Raw genomic sequence first — 14,003 nt, forward strand, 5'->3', positions numbered from 1 at the left:
ATGACCACCACGGCGGAGGAAGCACCCGCATCGGGGGTGTCGGACGGGCCTTCCTCCGCCCGGCGGTCGGGCCGGGTCATGGCGGCGGTCGCCGCCGCCATGACCCTGGCCATCGTCCTCGGCTACGCCTTCGTGGCGGTGTCGTTCACCATCCCTTCGAGCCCGACGCGTCCCGCCGTGTCGGCAGCCTTCTCTCCGTACTTCACGCAGCGGTGGAACGTGTTCGCGCCGAACATCATGAAGGTCAACCGCTCGCTCCAGATCCAGGTGCAGTGGCGCGAGGACGGCGAGCTCCAGCGCAGCGAGTGGGTCGACGTCACCGACGCGGAGTTCTCCGCGGCGCGCGGCATCCCGACGCCGTCTCGGATTTCGAAGAACAGCTTCAACGCCGCCCAGGCCTACCTGACGCGGTATCAGGCGCTCAGCGCGGAGCAGCGGGACCGGGTGCGCGATACCTTCATCCGTCGCGTCAACGACGGGGCGTTCGCGCCGATGGATCCGTCGGCCCTGCTCGAGGAGATCGACGGTCTCGGGGGCAGTCGTGCGGCGTTGGTGAGCTACCTGAGGTACGACTACATGCTCGTCCGTTTCGCCTCCGCCTTCGGCAGCGCGTACTTCGATCGCGATGTCGAGCGCGTCCGGTGGCGTATCGAGCACGATCGGCCGAACGACTTCCTGCATCGCTTCGATGCGGAGCGGCAGACGGAACCGTCGTACACGACATTCGGGTGGCGACAGCCGGCGGTCGCTCCGTCCGACGAGGTGCAGGCCATCTACGACGAGGTCATCGAGAGGTACACGGGACGATGAGCCGAGCGGCATCCGTCGACGAGGAACGCCCCGTCGAGACCCTGAGCCTGCGGAAGCGATTCGCCCCCGCGACGCTATGGCCCCGCCTGCAGGACTGGCTGACCGCGCGGAAGCACTCCACGATCGGGTTCTCGGTCCTGCGTGTGCTGTTCGGCGTCTCGATGCTGATCGTGCTCGTTCCGAGCTACGCCGACCGCCACTATCTCTGGGGTGCGGGAGCCTGGTGGGTCGACCCCGAGGCCGACCGCCGGGGGTGGTGGGAACCGTTGCGCCTGCTGTTCCCCAAAGACAACGCGCTCGTCTTCGACCTCTCGTTCCACGTGCTGCTCGCGCTCGCGGTCCTGTTCGTGGTGGGCTTCCAGACGCGGTGGGTGACCCCGGTGCTGCTGGTGTTCTGGGTGGGGCTGTCGACGAACAGCACGCTGCTCGGCAACGGCGGCGACACGCTCATGAGGATCGTGCTCTTCTTCGTTGTCTTCGCCGACCTCAGCCGGCATCTCTCGGTCGATGCGTGGATCCGACGGCGCCGCGGCATCCGCCCCTCGCATCGTGCCGGACGGATGCCGACCTGGGTGCCGACGTGGCTGGGTATCTGGACCCATAACACGGTGCTCATCCTCTGCGTGTTCCAGATCCTGCTCGCCTACCTCGTCTCGAGTTTGTTGAAGTTCCAGGGCGAGGAATGGCTGAACGGGACGGCGATCTACTACGCGCTGAGCATCGAACAGTTCCACGTGCTCCCCGCGCTCAGCCAGCTCGCGTGGCAGTCGGCGCCGGTCGTGGCGCTGGCGACCTGGGCGGCGCTGTGGGTGCAGATGCTGTTCCCCGTGCTCATCCTGTGGAAGCCGACGCGCTACGCGGCGGTACTGGTGATCACGGGGATGCACCTGAGCATCGCAATCCTGCTCGGGCTCTGGCCCTTCTCGCTCGCGATGATCGCGCTCGACCTCTTGCTGGTCCGGGACGGGTCATGGAATCGCCTGGGCGCGCGGCTCGGGGCGCTGCGGAGGGGTTTGCTCAGCCCCGCCACGTAGACTCGAACCCATGTGCGGAATCATCGGTTACGTGGGTCCTCGGCAGAGCCAGGACATCCTTCTGGCGGGTCTGTCGCGTCTGGAGTACCGGGGGTACGACTCCGCCGGCATCGCCGTGATCGACGGCGACGGACAGCTCGACATGCGCAAGCGCGCGGGGAAGCTCGCCGTTCTGCGTGACGACCTCGAGTCCACGCCCATGCCGAACGGCACCACCGGCATCGGCCACACCCGCTGGGCGACGCACGGCGGCCCCACCGACGCCAACGCCCACCCGCACCTGGCCGACGACGACAAGCTCGCCGTCATCCACAACGGCATCATCGAGAACTTCGCCGAGCTCAAGAGCGAGCTCGTCGGCGACGGTTTCGCGTTCCGCAGCGAGACCGACACCGAGGTCGCCGCGGTCATGATCGGCCGCGAGTACGCGCGAACCAAGGATCTGGTGCAGGCGTTCCGCTCGGTCGTCTCGCGCCTCGAGGGGGCCTACACGCTCCTCGCCATGCACGAGGACCACCCGGGCCTGGTCGTGGGAGCGCGTCGCAACTCCCCGCTCGTGATCGGTCTCGGCGAGGGCGAGAACTTCCTCGGCTCCGATGTCGCCGCCTTCGTGGAGCACACGCGCAACGCGCTGGCGATCGGCCAGGACGAGATCGTGGCCATCACCCCCGAGGGCGTCGAGGTCACCGACTTCTCGGGCGCCCCCGTCGAGGTCGAGGCCTTCGAGGTCACCTGGGACGCCTCGGCCGCCGAGAAGGGCGGCTGGTCGTCGTTCATGGCCAAGGAGGTCTCCGAAGAGCCCGAGGCCGTCGCGAACACCATCCGCGGCCGTATCCACGAGGGCCGCGTCGAGATTCCCGAACTCGACGGCATGGACGACTTCCTCGCCGACATCGATCGCATCCTCGTCATCGCCTGCGGCACCGCCGCCTATGCCGGCATGGTCGGCAAGTACGCCCTCGAGACCTGGACACGCGTTCCGGTCGACGTCGAACTGGCGCACGAGTTCCGCTATCGCAACCCCGTGCTCACCCCTCGCACGCTGGTCGTCTCGATCAGCCAGTCGGGCGAGACCATGGACACCCTCATGGCTGTCAAGTACGCCCGTTCGCGCGGCGCGAAGACCCTGTCGATCTGCAACACCCAGGGTGCGACGATCCCGCGCGAGTCCGATGCGATCGTCTACACGCACGCCGGCCCCGAGGTCGCCGTCGCCTCGACGAAGGCGTTCGTCGCCCAGATCACCGCCCTGTACCTGCTGGCTCTGCACGTGGGTCGTGTGCGCGGCGCGGTCGACCCCATGGTCGCCGTCGAGGCCGTCACCGAGCTCGAAGCCGTGCCCGGCAAGATCGCCCGCGTGCTCGAGACCGAGCAGGCCCGCATCGAGCAGCTCGCGCACTGGATGGCCGACACCCGTTCGGTGCTGTTCCTCGGACGCAACGTCGGATACCCGATCGCGCTCGAGGGGGCGCTCAAGCTCAAGGAGCTGGCCTACATCCACGCCGAGGGCTTCGCGGCCGGCGAGCTCAAGCACGGCCCCATCGCGCTGATCGAACCCGGTCAGCCGGTCTTCGTCGTCGTTCCCAGCCCGCGCGGCTCGGGCGAGATGCACAAGAAGGTCGTCTCGAACATCGAGGAGATCCGCGCCCGCGGCGCTCGCGTCATCGCGATCGCCGAGGAGGGCGACGTCGCGGTGCTCCCCGCCGCCGACGAGGTCCTGCGCATCCCACTGGCCGCGCCCCTGTTCGAGCCGCTCCTTGCCGTGGTGCCGCTGCACATCTTCGCGATGGGCCTGGCCGAGGCGAAGGGCCTCGACGTGGACCAGCCGCGCAACCTCGCCAAGTCGGTGACGGTCGAGTAGGTCTCGCATCGAAGGGGCCGGATGCCGTGGCATCCGGCCCCTTCGTCGTCTCGGTGTCGGCGAGCACCGGCAGAATAAGAGGGATGCCAGGAGGGGAGCGCGCATGATCGTCGGTATCGGCGTCGACCTCGTCGACGTTCCGCGGTTCGAGGAGCACGTGCGGCGCACCCCTCGGCTGGTTCCCCGCCTGTTCTCGGTAGGCGAGCGCACGCTGAAGCCCCGCTCCCTCGCGGCGCGCTATGCGGCGAAGGAAGCCCTGATCAAGGCGCTCGGCGGCTCCGACGGCGTGCACTGGACCGACATCGAGGTCACGTCGGAGGCGTCGGGGCGACCGGTCTTCTCGCTCAGCGGCGAGACGGCCGCCACGGTCGCTCGGCGGGGGATCACGGCCCTGCACCTGTCGATGTCGCACGATGCGGGGCTCGCCACGGCGTATGTCGTCGCCGAGTCCCTTCCCGGCACTGAGGTGCCGGCATCCGCGATCCCGCCCCTCCGAGAGGACGACGCATGACGATGGCACCGGGAGTGCTGCGCGAGGCGGCGGTCGACGTCGACGCGATCACCGAGAACGTGCGCCACCTGCGCGCGCTGACAGGGTCCGAGATCATCGCGGTCGTCAAGGCCGCGGGCTACGGACACGGGGCGCATCGTGCCGCCGTCGCGGCGCTTCGCGGGGGTGCGACACGCATCGGCGTGTCCGACATCGATGAGGCGCTGGCCCTGCGCCGTGCCGGCATCACCGCGCCGCTCTTCGCGTGGCTGCACGCCCCGGGCGCGTCGTTCGCCGAGGCCGTGCGCGAGGAGATCGAGCTCGGTATCTCCGACATCGACCAGCTCTTGCGTGCGGCTGAGGCCGCCCACGGCGAGCAGTCCGCGGCCGTGCACCTGAAGATCGAGACCGGGCTGTCACGCAACGGGATCGCCCCCGCCGACTGGCGCACGGTGTTCTCCGAGGCCGCGCGTCTCGAACGCATCGGTCGGCTGCGCGTGGTCGGGCTGTTCTCGCACCTGTCGAACACGAGCGAGGCCGACGACCGTGCTGCTCTCGCCCGGTTCGAAGAGGGAGTGGTGCTCGCGGCATCCGTCGGCCTCACTCCGCCGCTGCGGCACATCGCGGCCACGAACGCGGCGATCGCGCTGCCGGAGGCCCGGCTCGGGTGCGTGCGGATCGGTATCGGTCTCTACGGCATCTCCCCCTTCGGCGACCGCTCGTCGGCCGACCTGGGCCTGCGTCCGGCGATGACCCTGCGTGGCGCGGTCGCGGCGGTCCGGCGGGTCCCCGCGGGCACGGGGGTGTCGTACGGGTACGACTACCGCACCGAGCGTGAGACGATGCTCGCGCTGATCCCGCTCGGTTACGCCGACGGTGTGCCGCGGCAGGCGTCGGGCCGGGGGCCCGTCTCGATCAACGGCCGTCGGTTCCGCGTCGCCGGACGGATCGCCATGGATCAATTCGTCGTCGACGTGGGCGACCACCCGGTCGCCGTGGGGGATGAGGCCGTCCTCTTCGGCGACCCGACTCTGGGTGTGCCCTCGGCGCGCGACTGGGCGGACGCCGCCGACACCATCGACTACGAGATCGTCACGCGCGTGGGTGCCCGCGTGCCCCGACGGGAGGTTCGCGCGTGAGTGTTCCCGACGCACTGCTCGGCGAGCGGGTCATCGACGGCCCGAGCGACATGGAAGAACTGGGCCGGCGGATCGGTCGCGATCTCGCCCCCGGCGACGTGGTCGTGCTGACCGGGCCCCTCGGCGCGGGCAAGACGACCCTGACCAGGGGAATCGGCGAGGGGCTCCGCATCCGCGGGCCCGTCCAGAGCCCCACCTTCGTGATCGCCCGCACGCACCCGTCGCTCGTCGGGGGAACGCCGCTCGTGCACGTCGACGCCTATCGTCTGGGGGCCGCGGTCGAGCTCGACGACCTCGACATCGACGTGGCGGGCTCTGCCGTGATCGTGGAGTGGGGGCGCGGCGTCGCCGAGTACCTCGCCGACGCGTGGTGGGAGATCGAGATCGACCGACAGGTCGGGGGACGCGGGGTCGACAACGCCTGCGGCGAGATCGCCGTGCACACCGTCGAGCTCGACGCCGACGCGCCGCGGAGGGTCACGATCTCGCGTCGCCCCTGAACCCCGCGCGACGGGCGAGAGGCGTGCGGGGGCGTTCTGCTCCCGCACGGATCGCGGGAGCACGGTCCGCCGCCCATACCGCGCGGAGGGCCCGGAGGGTCTCGACCGGCTGCTCGACGTGGGCGAAGTGCCCGCTGTCGTCGAGGACGCGGTCGTCGTAGTCGTGGATCAGGCGTTCCCACTCGCGGGCGTCGCGCTCGGCGACGAAGACGTCGTGCGCTCCGCGCACGCAGCGCACCGGGCATGCGATGCGGCGCCACACGCCGTCGTCGTGTGCGCGCGAGAGCCGGGCTGCCGCCAGAAAGGCCGCGGGGCGGATCTCGTCGGCGAGATCGTCGGTCACGGACCGGTCGATGTTCTGCGGATGCCGGAACAGAGGACGTGCCAGCCGGTGCAGGGCTCCTGTGCGGCGCAGCAGCTGCAGCAGCGGACGGGCGAGGGGGCCGAGGCCGCGCAGCACCCGCATCGCGAGCATCATCCCCGCCAGCCACGGCAGTCGCCGCGCGCTGCGCACGGGATGCCGGGCGATCGCGCGTGCCCCGGCACCGCTGGGCGAGACCACCCCCGCGGCGACGGTCTCGCGGGGGAAGCGCGCGGCGACGTCGAGGGCTATCACGCCGCCGAGGGAGTGCCCGACGACGCGCCACCGCGGATAGCCGAGCGCGCGGGCGACGGCCGCGACCGCCACGGCCATTTCGGCCGGCTCCGGCACGGGCCCCGGCGTCTCGCCCCAGCCCGGCAGATCGATCGCGACGATGTCGGACAGGGGCAGGCGTAGGCCGTCGGATGCCGCGATCATCGGAATCCAGGTGCGCCAGGAGCCCGCCGCCCCGTGCAGCAGGACGGTGGCCACGGGGCTTCCCGAACGTCGACCCGCGTGGACGACGAGCGGCGCCGCCCCGGTGGGGACGACGACGCGGCGCAGGCCGAGGGTGCTGGCATCCATGCCCCCTCTTCGGAGCGGAGGGCGGAGTCGGATGCCGCCGAGGAGCGGCCGGATACGCTGGAAGCGTGATTCTCGGCATCGACACGTCCCTCGGCACCGCCGTCGCCGCGATCGCCCGCGACGGGGAGGTGCTCGCCGACGAGCACAGCTCCAACCCGCTCGGCCACGCCGAGGTGATCGGCGACCTGCTGCGCCGGGCCACGGTCGCGACGCCCGCGCCCACGCACGTCGCGATCGGCATGGGGCCCGGCCCCTTCACCGGGTTGCGCGTGGGCATCGCCACCGCTCGCGTGTACGCACTCGGACGAGGCGTCCCGGTGGTCCCCGTGCCCAGCCACGACGGCATCGCCCTGGGACTCCTCCTTTCCGATGCCCTGACGGGAACGGACACGGGCCGCTTCGCCGTCGTCACCGACGCGCGGCGCAAGGAGTTCGCCTACAGCGTCTACGAGGGCATCGACGACGACGGCCTTCCCCTGCGGGTATCGGAGGCGCAGCTGTGCCCCCGTGACGACCTCGACTCTCGCCTCGACGCCGCGGGCGCCCGCCGCTACGACGCCACCACGGTGTCGGCGGCGATGATCGCGCTCGCCGCGGCGCGCGCCCTCGATGCCGACCGCACGCTCGCGTGTTCCGAGCCGCTGTACCTGCGCAGCCCCGACGTGGTCGCCGCGCACGCGCCGAAGAGGGTGAGCTAATGGTGACGCGCACGGCCACCGTCGATGACCTCGACGCCATCATGGCCCTCGAGCGCACGTCATTCCCGACCGACGCGTGGAGTCCCGCGATGATGCGCGAAGAGCTCGCCTCGCCGCACGGCTGGTACGTCGTCGTCGAAGAGACGGGGCGGCTCGTCGGCTACGCGGGTCTGCGCGCGGTGCGCGGTGCTCGGGATGCCGACATCCAGACGATCGCCATCGCCGAGGCCGCGCGCGGCCGGGGGCGGGGGCGCGCCCTGCTGACGGCGCTGCTGGAGGAGGCGGTGCGCCGAGAGGTGCACGACGTGTTCCTCGAGGTGCGCGCCGACAATCCGACGGCACAGGAGCTGTACCTGTCGGAGGGGTTCGCCGAGGTCGGTCGCCGCCCCCGCTACTACCAGCCCGACGACGTCGACGCGATCGTCATGCGGCTCGACCTGCGCGGTTGGTCCGCGCGGCGTGCCGAGGCCGCGGATGGGGCGGCGCCCCGTGCCGCAGAATCGGACCGATCCCACGGAATCGGATCAGAGGCGTCGACCGATCCGCGTCCGGTGCACTCGTCCGAATCCGTGACATCTTCCGCCTCCGGAAAGGGTTGGTGCTGATGGACGCGCCCCTCGTACTCGGTATCGAGACCAGCTGCGACGAGACCGGCATCGGCATCGTCCGCGGCCGACAGCTGCTCAGCAACACGATCGCCTCCAGCATGGACGAGCACGCCCGCTACGGCGGCGTCGTACCCGAGGTCGCCGCGCGAGCCCACCTCGAGGCGCTCCACCCCTCGATCGACGCGGCTCTCGCCGAAGCCGGCGTCACCCTGGCCGATCTCGACGCCGTGGCGGTGACGAGCGGTCCCGGCCTGGCCGGCGCGCTGATGGTCGGCGTGGGCGCGGCGAAGGGGCTCGCTGTCGCCCTCGACAAGCCCCTCTACGCGGTCAACCACTTGGTCGGACACATCGCCGCCGACATCCTCGACGCCGACGCGGGGGAGATCGAATACCCCACCGTCGCCCTGCTCGTCAGCGGCGGGCACACCTCCCTCTTACTGGTGCGCGACCTGACGAGCGACGTCGAGCTCCTCGGCGAGACGATGGATGACGCCGCGGGCGAGGCCTTCGACAAGGTCGCACGCCTGCTCGCGCTCCCGTACCCCGGCGGTCCTGAGATCGATCGGGCCGCGGCCGAGGGCGACCCCACCGCGATCCGCTTCCCGCGCGGGCTCTCACGGGCGTCCGACATGGCATCCCACCGCTACGACTTCTCGTTCTCGGGCCTGAAGACAGCCGTGGCGCGTTGGGTCGAGCAGCACGAGGCCGCGGGTGAACCGGTCCCGGTCGCCGATGTCGCCGCCTCGTTCCGTGAGGCCGTCGTCGACGTGCTCGTGACCAAGGCCCTCGACGCGTGTGCGCGTCACGGCGTTCCGCGTCTGCTGCTCGGCGGCGGCGTCGTCGCCAACAAGCGTCTGCGCGACGTCGCCCTCGAGCGCGCCGCGGCTGCGGGTGTGGCCGTGCGTATTCCGCCGCTGCGCCTGTGCACCGACAACGGCGCCATGATCGCCGCTCTCGCCGCCGAGCTCATCTCGTCGGGCCGTCGCCCCTCGACCCTCGCCTTCGGGGCGGATTCGACGCTCCCCGTGACCGAGATCCAGGTGGCGGAGGATCCGGATGCCGACATCCCGGTCCCGCGCGCAGGGACGACCCCGTGACCGACGCGCAGCCACCCACCCGGCGCGCGCGCAAGGCGGACGTCGGCCCCGCGGTCGACCTCCCTCCCGTGCCGCCCCTGCCCGACGACGTCCGGACAGCGGGCTCCGAGATGACGGCCCGCGAGATCGACGAGGATGTCGACGGCCGCCTGCCGACCGCCCAGCTCGAAATGGCGGCGTTCGGCGATCACCTGATCCCCTATGCCCCGCCCGTGCCCCCGACGCCGCCGTCCGTCGCGCCGTGGGCGCTCGGCGTGGCGATCATCGCGCTCGCGGCGGCGGTGTTCACCGGCTGGCTGCTTCCCATCGGGGTGATCGGTGCGGTCCTCGCCATCGTCTCGCTCCGGCGGGCGCATGACAGCCGTCGGGCCGCCGTCTGGGCGCTCGCGCTGTCTCTGCTCTCGGTCTCGTTCAGTGCCGGCTGGTTGATCTGGGGCTTCTCGCAGCTCGCCGTCGGGTGACCGGCGTCGTCAGACGCGATCGGCCAGCAGCGCGAGACGCTTCGACCCCACGCGCGTGAGGAGGAGTGTGGCCGAGGCATCGCCGCGCAGAGAGAGCTTTTTGCGCAGCACCGCCGGGTCGACATCGACCCCGCGCTTCTTGATCTCCAACGTCCCGATCCCTCGTGCGCGCAACGCCTGGGCGAGCTTCTTCGGGTCGGCCGGCAGTTGCTCGCGCACGCGGAACGACGAGACGAACGGGCTCGTCAACGCGGCGTCCGAGGTGAGGTAGGCGATGCCGGGTGCGAGCATGCCGGCATCCAGGGCTCGTCCGACCTCGCCGATGAGACGCGCGCGGATGACGGCGCCGTCGGGCTCGTGGACGAATTCGCCGAGCTCGCGTTCGTCGACATCGGGGCTGTCGGATGGCGCGGTGAGCTCCCAGGCGTCGTTCCCGCGCACGACGAGCGCGGCGCGGCGGATCCCCTCGCGGGCGAGGGAGCCGGCCCAGAGCACGAGCTCGATGGTCGAGCCGTCGGCGCTGATCCACTGCGCCTCGACATCGTCGGGGATCTGCGTGCGGTCGAAGCCCGGCCCGAGCTTCACGCCGCCGGGCGTTGTTCTCAGCAGCTCGAAGACCCACTCGAGTGAGGGCGACCACTCGGCCGAAGACACCTGGCGCGTCTCGGCGTGACCCGCCGTGCGTCGCGCGGGGTCGAGCCACACGGCATCCGTCCCGCTCAGGTCCACGTCCTCGGCGCGGGCGTGCTGCACCGTCGCCGCGTCGCCGAAGGGGGCGAGATTGTAGGCCGCGAGGGCCGCGGTCACCTCGTCGGCGTCGACGGCGTGCACCCGGATGCCGAGACCCGCCATCCCGAGGGCGTCCCCGCCGATTCCGCACCCGAGGTCGGCCACGCTGTCGATCCCCGCGGCGCGGAAGCGGCCGGCGTGACGGGCGGCGATGGACAGGCGGGTCGCCTGCTCGAGCCCCGCGCGTGTGAAGAGCATGCGTTCGGCGAAGGGCCCGAACTTCGCGATCGCGCGCACGCGCAACCGGGCCTGCCCGACGACGGCCGCGACGAGGTCGGGGGAGTGGCCTGCGGCCCGCAGCCGCGAGACCGAGCGAGCGACCTCGTCCGTCGAGTCGAGGGCGCCCACCTCGTCGAGGAGGCGCAGGCCCTCGGGCGTGAGCAGTGCGGTCAGCTCGCTGGTATCCACCGATTCAGCCTAGGCGGGGGTTCTTGCTGGCACTCGCGTTGCGTGAGTGCCAACGCTTCTCTACACTCGAATTAGCACTCTCCCCGCGTGAGTGCTGACAAGTCTTCTGTAACGAGAAAGAAGAGGTAGACCGTGTCGGTTTCCATCAAGCCGCTCGAGGACCGCATCGTCATCAAGCAGGTCGAGGCTGAGCAGACCACCGCGAGTGGTCTCGTCATCCCCGACACTGCCAAGGAGAAGCCGCAGGAGGGCGAGGTCGTCGCTGTCGGCCCCGGCCGCATCGACGACAACGGCAACCGTGTCCCCCTCGACGTCGCCGTCGGCGACCGCGTGCTCTACAGCAAGTACGGCGGCACCGAGGTCAAGTTCGGCGCCGACGAGTACCTCGTGCTCTCGGCTCGCGACGTCCTGGCGGTCGTCGTCCGCTGATCGAGTGAGATCGTTCGAAGGCCCCGGATGCCACGGCATCCGGGGCCTTCGTCGTCCCCGGTGCGGGCACGCCCGATGTGGCACGAAAAGCGCGATGGTCGGCGTCTCGGGACCCGGGCGGAGCCCTAGGCTGGGTCCGTGACCCGTGCTCCTTCCGCTCTGACCGGCGGGAGCACCCGCGGAGCGGTGTACGCCCTCGGTGCGTACCTGCTCTGGGGCGTCCTGCCCCTGTACTTCCTGCAACTCACGCCCACCGGCCCCTTCGAGGTGGTGGCGTGGCGCATCATCCTCGCGTTCGTGTTCTGCCTGCTTCTGTTGACGGTGCTGCGCATGTGGCGGCCGTTCCTGGCGATCGTGCGGCAGCCACGGCTGATGGGCCTCACCGCGCTGGCGGGCGTGCTCATCTACGTCAACTGGCAGACCTATCTGTACGGGGCCCTGACGAACCACGTCATCGAGACGAGCCTCGGCTACTTCATCAATCCGATCGTGACGGTGCTGCTCGGGGTCATCGTGCTCCGCGAGCGGCTGCGCGTCGTACCGTGGATCGCCATCGGCCTCGCCGTCGTCGCGGTCGCCGTCATCGTCATCGGATACGGGGCATTTCCCTGGATCGCCCTGACGCTGGCCTTCTCGTTCGGTTTCTATGGCCTGGTGAAGAAGCAGATCGGACCGGCGGTGGATGCCGTGAGCGGACTCACCCTCGAATCGCTGTGGCTCCTGCCGGTCGCGGCGATCCAGCTGGTGTTCGTCGCGAGTCTCAGCGGCATCACCCTCGGTACAGCGGGAACGCTGCACACCGTGTTGCTGCTGCTCGCGGGAGCCGTCACCGCCGTGCCTCTGCTGTTGTTCGCCTCGGGGGCGCGGCGCGTGCCGTTGACCGTCATCGGCCTGCTGCAGTTCGTGGCGCCCATCATCCAGTTCGGGATCGGCGTCTGGGTTCTGCACGAGCCCATGACCCTCGAGCGATGGATCGGATTCGCGCTCGTGTGGGTGGCGCTCGCGATTCTCAGCATCGACTCCGTCGTCGCTTCCCGGCGTCATCGCCGGGTTCCCGCGGATGTCGTCGAGCCCGTCTGAGTTCTTTCACTTCGTTTCTCGGCCGCAATTGCCGTAGGAAAGTAACGATTAGGTCGCGTAATCGACCGTTAACACATTGCAACATCGCCGCGACAAGTGCGCCATTAGGTTTGTCACAATCCGAGCGGGTTATCCGCGCGGTTCCACCTCACCAAGGAGCACCCATATGAGTGTCCTCTCCCGTTCGCGTGCGGCGAAGATCATCGGCGGCTTCGCCGTGGTCGGCGTCTCCGCGCTCGTCCTCGCCGGTTGTACCGGTACCAGCACTCCGTCCGACTCCGGCAACGCCGCCGGTGGAGGCGACTTCCCGATCGACTGCAACGCTGCCGAACCCGCCTCGTACACGCCCGAGTACTCGTCGACCTCGACCGGCCCCGCCAAAGACCTCACCTACAACATCGGTACGGCTCTGCCCGTTACGGGCAACCTTGCCTTCCTCGGCCCGCCCGAGATCGCCGGCACCGAGCTCGCGGCGGCCGACATCAACGCCGCCAACAAGGGCGTCAACATCAACCTCATCCAGGGCGACTCGGGTGACACCGACAACAAGGCCTACGAGACCGAGATCCCGCGCCTGCTGGGAGCCGGTGCAACGGCGATCGTCGGTGCGGCGTCGTCGGGCACCTCGCTGCAGTTCATCGACCAGGTCATCGCGGCGAACGCCGTGCAGATCTCGCCGGCCAACACCTCGGCCGCCTTCACCGGCTACAACGACAAGGGCCTGTACTGGCGGACTGCTCCCTCGGACGTGCTCCAGGGCGAGGTTCTCGGCAACCTGATCGCCTCCGAGGGCAATGAGACGCTCGGCATGATCGTGCTGAACGACTCGTACGGCACCGGCCTCGCGTGCTTCACCAAGAAGGCGTTCGAGGGCGCGGGCGGCTCCGTCGTGGCCACCAGCCTCTACAACACCGGTGACACGAACTTCTCGGCGCAGATCGAAGACGTCCTGGCCCAGAAGCCCGACGCGATCGCCCTGATCACGTTCGACGAGGTCTCGACGATCATCCCCGACCTGACGGCCAGCTTCGCGAAGGACAAGCTGTTCTTCGTCGACGGCAACCTGAAGAACTTCGGCACGCAGTTCCCGAACGGCACCCTCACCGGCGCCAAGGGCACGTATCCGAGCGTCGACCCCGACTCTACGGCGACCTTCCGCAGCACGCTGGAGTCGTTCTGGAGCGGCAAGGGCAACCCCAAGCTCGAGGACTTCACCTACGCCCCCGAGTCGTACGACTCGGTCGTCCTCCTCGCCCTGGCGGCGCTGAAGGCGGGCTCGGCGGCCGGTCCCGACGTGGCCGCCAACATGCAGGCGGTCTCGGGCGGCAAGGGCGGCGGCACGAAGTGCACCACCTACGCCGCGTGCGCCGACATCATCAACGGCGGCGGCGAAGCGGACTACGACGGCGTCTCGGGCCCGATCACGTTCAACGACGTGGGCGACCCGACGCAGGCCACTATCGGTGTCTTCGAGTACGGCGACGACAACAACTACAGCTGGCTCCGCGCCGGTTGATCGGTTCTCTCTGAAAGGCCCCGGGACCTTGGTCCCGGGGCCTTTTCTCGTGCGCGGGGTGCCGGGCCGCGACACGGGCCAAAGGTCGTGCCCGGCCTATTCGCCACTCGTGGATCACCGTGAACCTCGAACGATGT

General features: G+C 70.1%; 15 protein-coding genes. 13 read left to right on the forward strand and 2 right to left on the reverse strand.

Features of this window, described 5'->3' with window-relative positions:
• From MTE01_RS00475 to tsaE, 6 genes are all read left to right on the forward strand, one after another.
• On the forward strand, window positions 1-810 hold the full coding sequence (locus MTE01_RS00475) for a DUF5819 family protein (protein WP_141375085.1): 810 nt from the start codon (window positions 1-3) through the stop codon (window positions 808-810).
• A complete protein-coding gene (locus MTE01_RS00480) occupies window positions 807-1,844 on the forward strand; it encodes an HTTM domain-containing protein (protein WP_141375087.1) in 1,038 nt (345 codons plus the stop codon). Before MTE01_RS00475 ends, MTE01_RS00480 begins: the two co-directional genes overlap by 4 nt.
• Window positions 1,845-1,854: 10 nt before the next feature.
• The gene (glmS, locus tag MTE01_RS00485; RefSeq protein ID WP_103206720.1) at window positions 1,855-3,705 is read left to right on the forward strand and encodes a glutamine--fructose-6-phosphate transaminase (isomerizing); all 1,851 of its coding nucleotides are present in this window, start codon (window positions 1,855-1,857) and stop codon (window positions 3,703-3,705) included.
• A gap of 103 nt (window positions 3,706-3,808) precedes the next feature.
• Window positions 3,809-4,216 carry a holo-ACP synthase gene (locus MTE01_RS00490; RefSeq protein WP_141375089.1) on the forward strand — a complete coding sequence of 136 codons (408 nt, stop codon included), beginning with the start codon at window positions 3,809-3,811 and terminating at the stop codon, window positions 4,214-4,216.
• A complete protein-coding gene (alr, locus tag MTE01_RS00495) occupies window positions 4,213-5,334 on the forward strand; it encodes an alanine racemase (RefSeq protein WP_174799615.1) in 1,122 nt (373 codons plus the stop codon). The genes MTE01_RS00490 and alr overlap by 4 nt, the downstream gene beginning before the upstream one ends.
• A complete protein-coding gene (tsaE, locus tag MTE01_RS00500) occupies window positions 5,331-5,834 on the forward strand; it encodes a tRNA (adenosine(37)-N6)-threonylcarbamoyltransferase complex ATPase subunit type 1 TsaE (protein WP_371861576.1) in 504 nt (167 codons plus the stop codon). The genes alr and tsaE overlap by 4 nt, the downstream gene beginning before the upstream one ends.
• Here tsaE and MTE01_RS00505 read toward each other — a convergent pair.
• The gene (locus MTE01_RS00505) at window positions 5,812-6,780 is read right to left on the reverse strand and encodes an alpha/beta fold hydrolase (RefSeq protein WP_103206718.1); all 969 of its coding nucleotides are present in this window, start codon (window positions 6,778-6,780) and stop codon (window positions 5,812-5,814) included. The two genes, tsaE and MTE01_RS00505, sit on opposite strands and share 23 nt — an antisense overlap.
• A 65-nt stretch (window positions 6,781-6,845) precedes the next feature.
• On the opposite strand from MTE01_RS00505, the gene tsaB reads away from it, so the two are divergent.
• The 4 genes from tsaB to MTE01_RS00525 are packed head-to-tail and all read left to right on the forward strand — an operon-like array spanning window position 6,846 to window position 9,644.
• Window positions 6,846-7,478, forward strand: a complete 633-nt coding sequence (gene tsaB, locus MTE01_RS00510; RefSeq protein ID WP_141375091.1) for a tRNA (adenosine(37)-N6)-threonylcarbamoyltransferase complex dimerization subunit type 1 TsaB — start codon at window positions 6,846-6,848, stop codon at window positions 7,476-7,478.
• Entirely contained in the window at window positions 7,478-8,083 is a 606-nt protein-coding gene (rimI, locus tag MTE01_RS00515) for a ribosomal protein S18-alanine N-acetyltransferase (protein WP_141375093.1), read from the forward strand. Before tsaB ends, rimI begins: the two co-directional genes overlap by 1 nt.
• Window positions 8,083-9,183, forward strand: coding sequence for a tRNA (adenosine(37)-N6)-threonylcarbamoyltransferase complex transferase subunit TsaD (gene tsaD / locus MTE01_RS00520; RefSeq protein WP_116238652.1), 1,101 nt, complete (start codon window positions 8,083-8,085; stop codon window positions 9,181-9,183). The genes rimI and tsaD overlap by 1 nt, the downstream gene beginning before the upstream one ends.
• A complete protein-coding gene (locus MTE01_RS00525) occupies window positions 9,180-9,644 on the forward strand; it encodes a hypothetical protein (RefSeq protein ID WP_103206714.1) in 465 nt (154 codons plus the stop codon). The genes tsaD and MTE01_RS00525 overlap by 4 nt, the downstream gene beginning before the upstream one ends.
• 9 nt (window positions 9,645-9,653) lie before the next feature.
• Here the strand turns inward: MTE01_RS00525 and MTE01_RS00530 are convergent, their stop codons facing one another.
• Complete coding sequence (locus tag MTE01_RS00530; protein WP_103206713.1) at window positions 9,654-10,841, reverse strand: class I SAM-dependent methyltransferase; 1,188 nt, start codon at window positions 10,839-10,841, stop codon at window positions 9,654-9,656.
• Between the two features lie 132 nt (window positions 10,842-10,973).
• On the opposite strand from MTE01_RS00530, the gene groES reads away from it, so the two are divergent.
• The 3 genes from groES (at window position 10,974) to MTE01_RS00545 (ending at window position 13,866) form a co-directional block, all read left to right on the forward strand.
• Window positions 10,974-11,270, forward strand: coding sequence for a co-chaperone GroES (gene groES / locus MTE01_RS00535; RefSeq protein ID WP_039394204.1), 297 nt, complete (start codon window positions 10,974-10,976; stop codon window positions 11,268-11,270).
• Between the two features lie 138 nt (window positions 11,271-11,408).
• The gene (gene rarD, locus MTE01_RS00540; protein WP_174799616.1) at window positions 11,409-12,350 is read left to right on the forward strand and encodes an EamA family transporter RarD; all 942 of its coding nucleotides are present in this window, start codon (window positions 11,409-11,411) and stop codon (window positions 12,348-12,350) included.
• Window positions 12,351-12,516: 166 nt separating this feature from the next.
• Window positions 12,517-13,866, forward strand: a complete 1,350-nt coding sequence (locus MTE01_RS00545; RefSeq protein WP_103206712.1) for an ABC transporter substrate-binding protein — start codon at window positions 12,517-12,519, stop codon at window positions 13,864-13,866.
• The last annotated feature ends 137 nt before the right edge of the window (window positions 13,867-14,003 follow it).

This window comes from Microbacterium testaceum (assembly GCF_006539145.1).
In the GTDB taxonomy this organism is placed as follows: Bacteria; Actinomycetota; Actinomycetes; order Actinomycetales; family Microbacteriaceae; genus Microbacterium; species Microbacterium testaceum.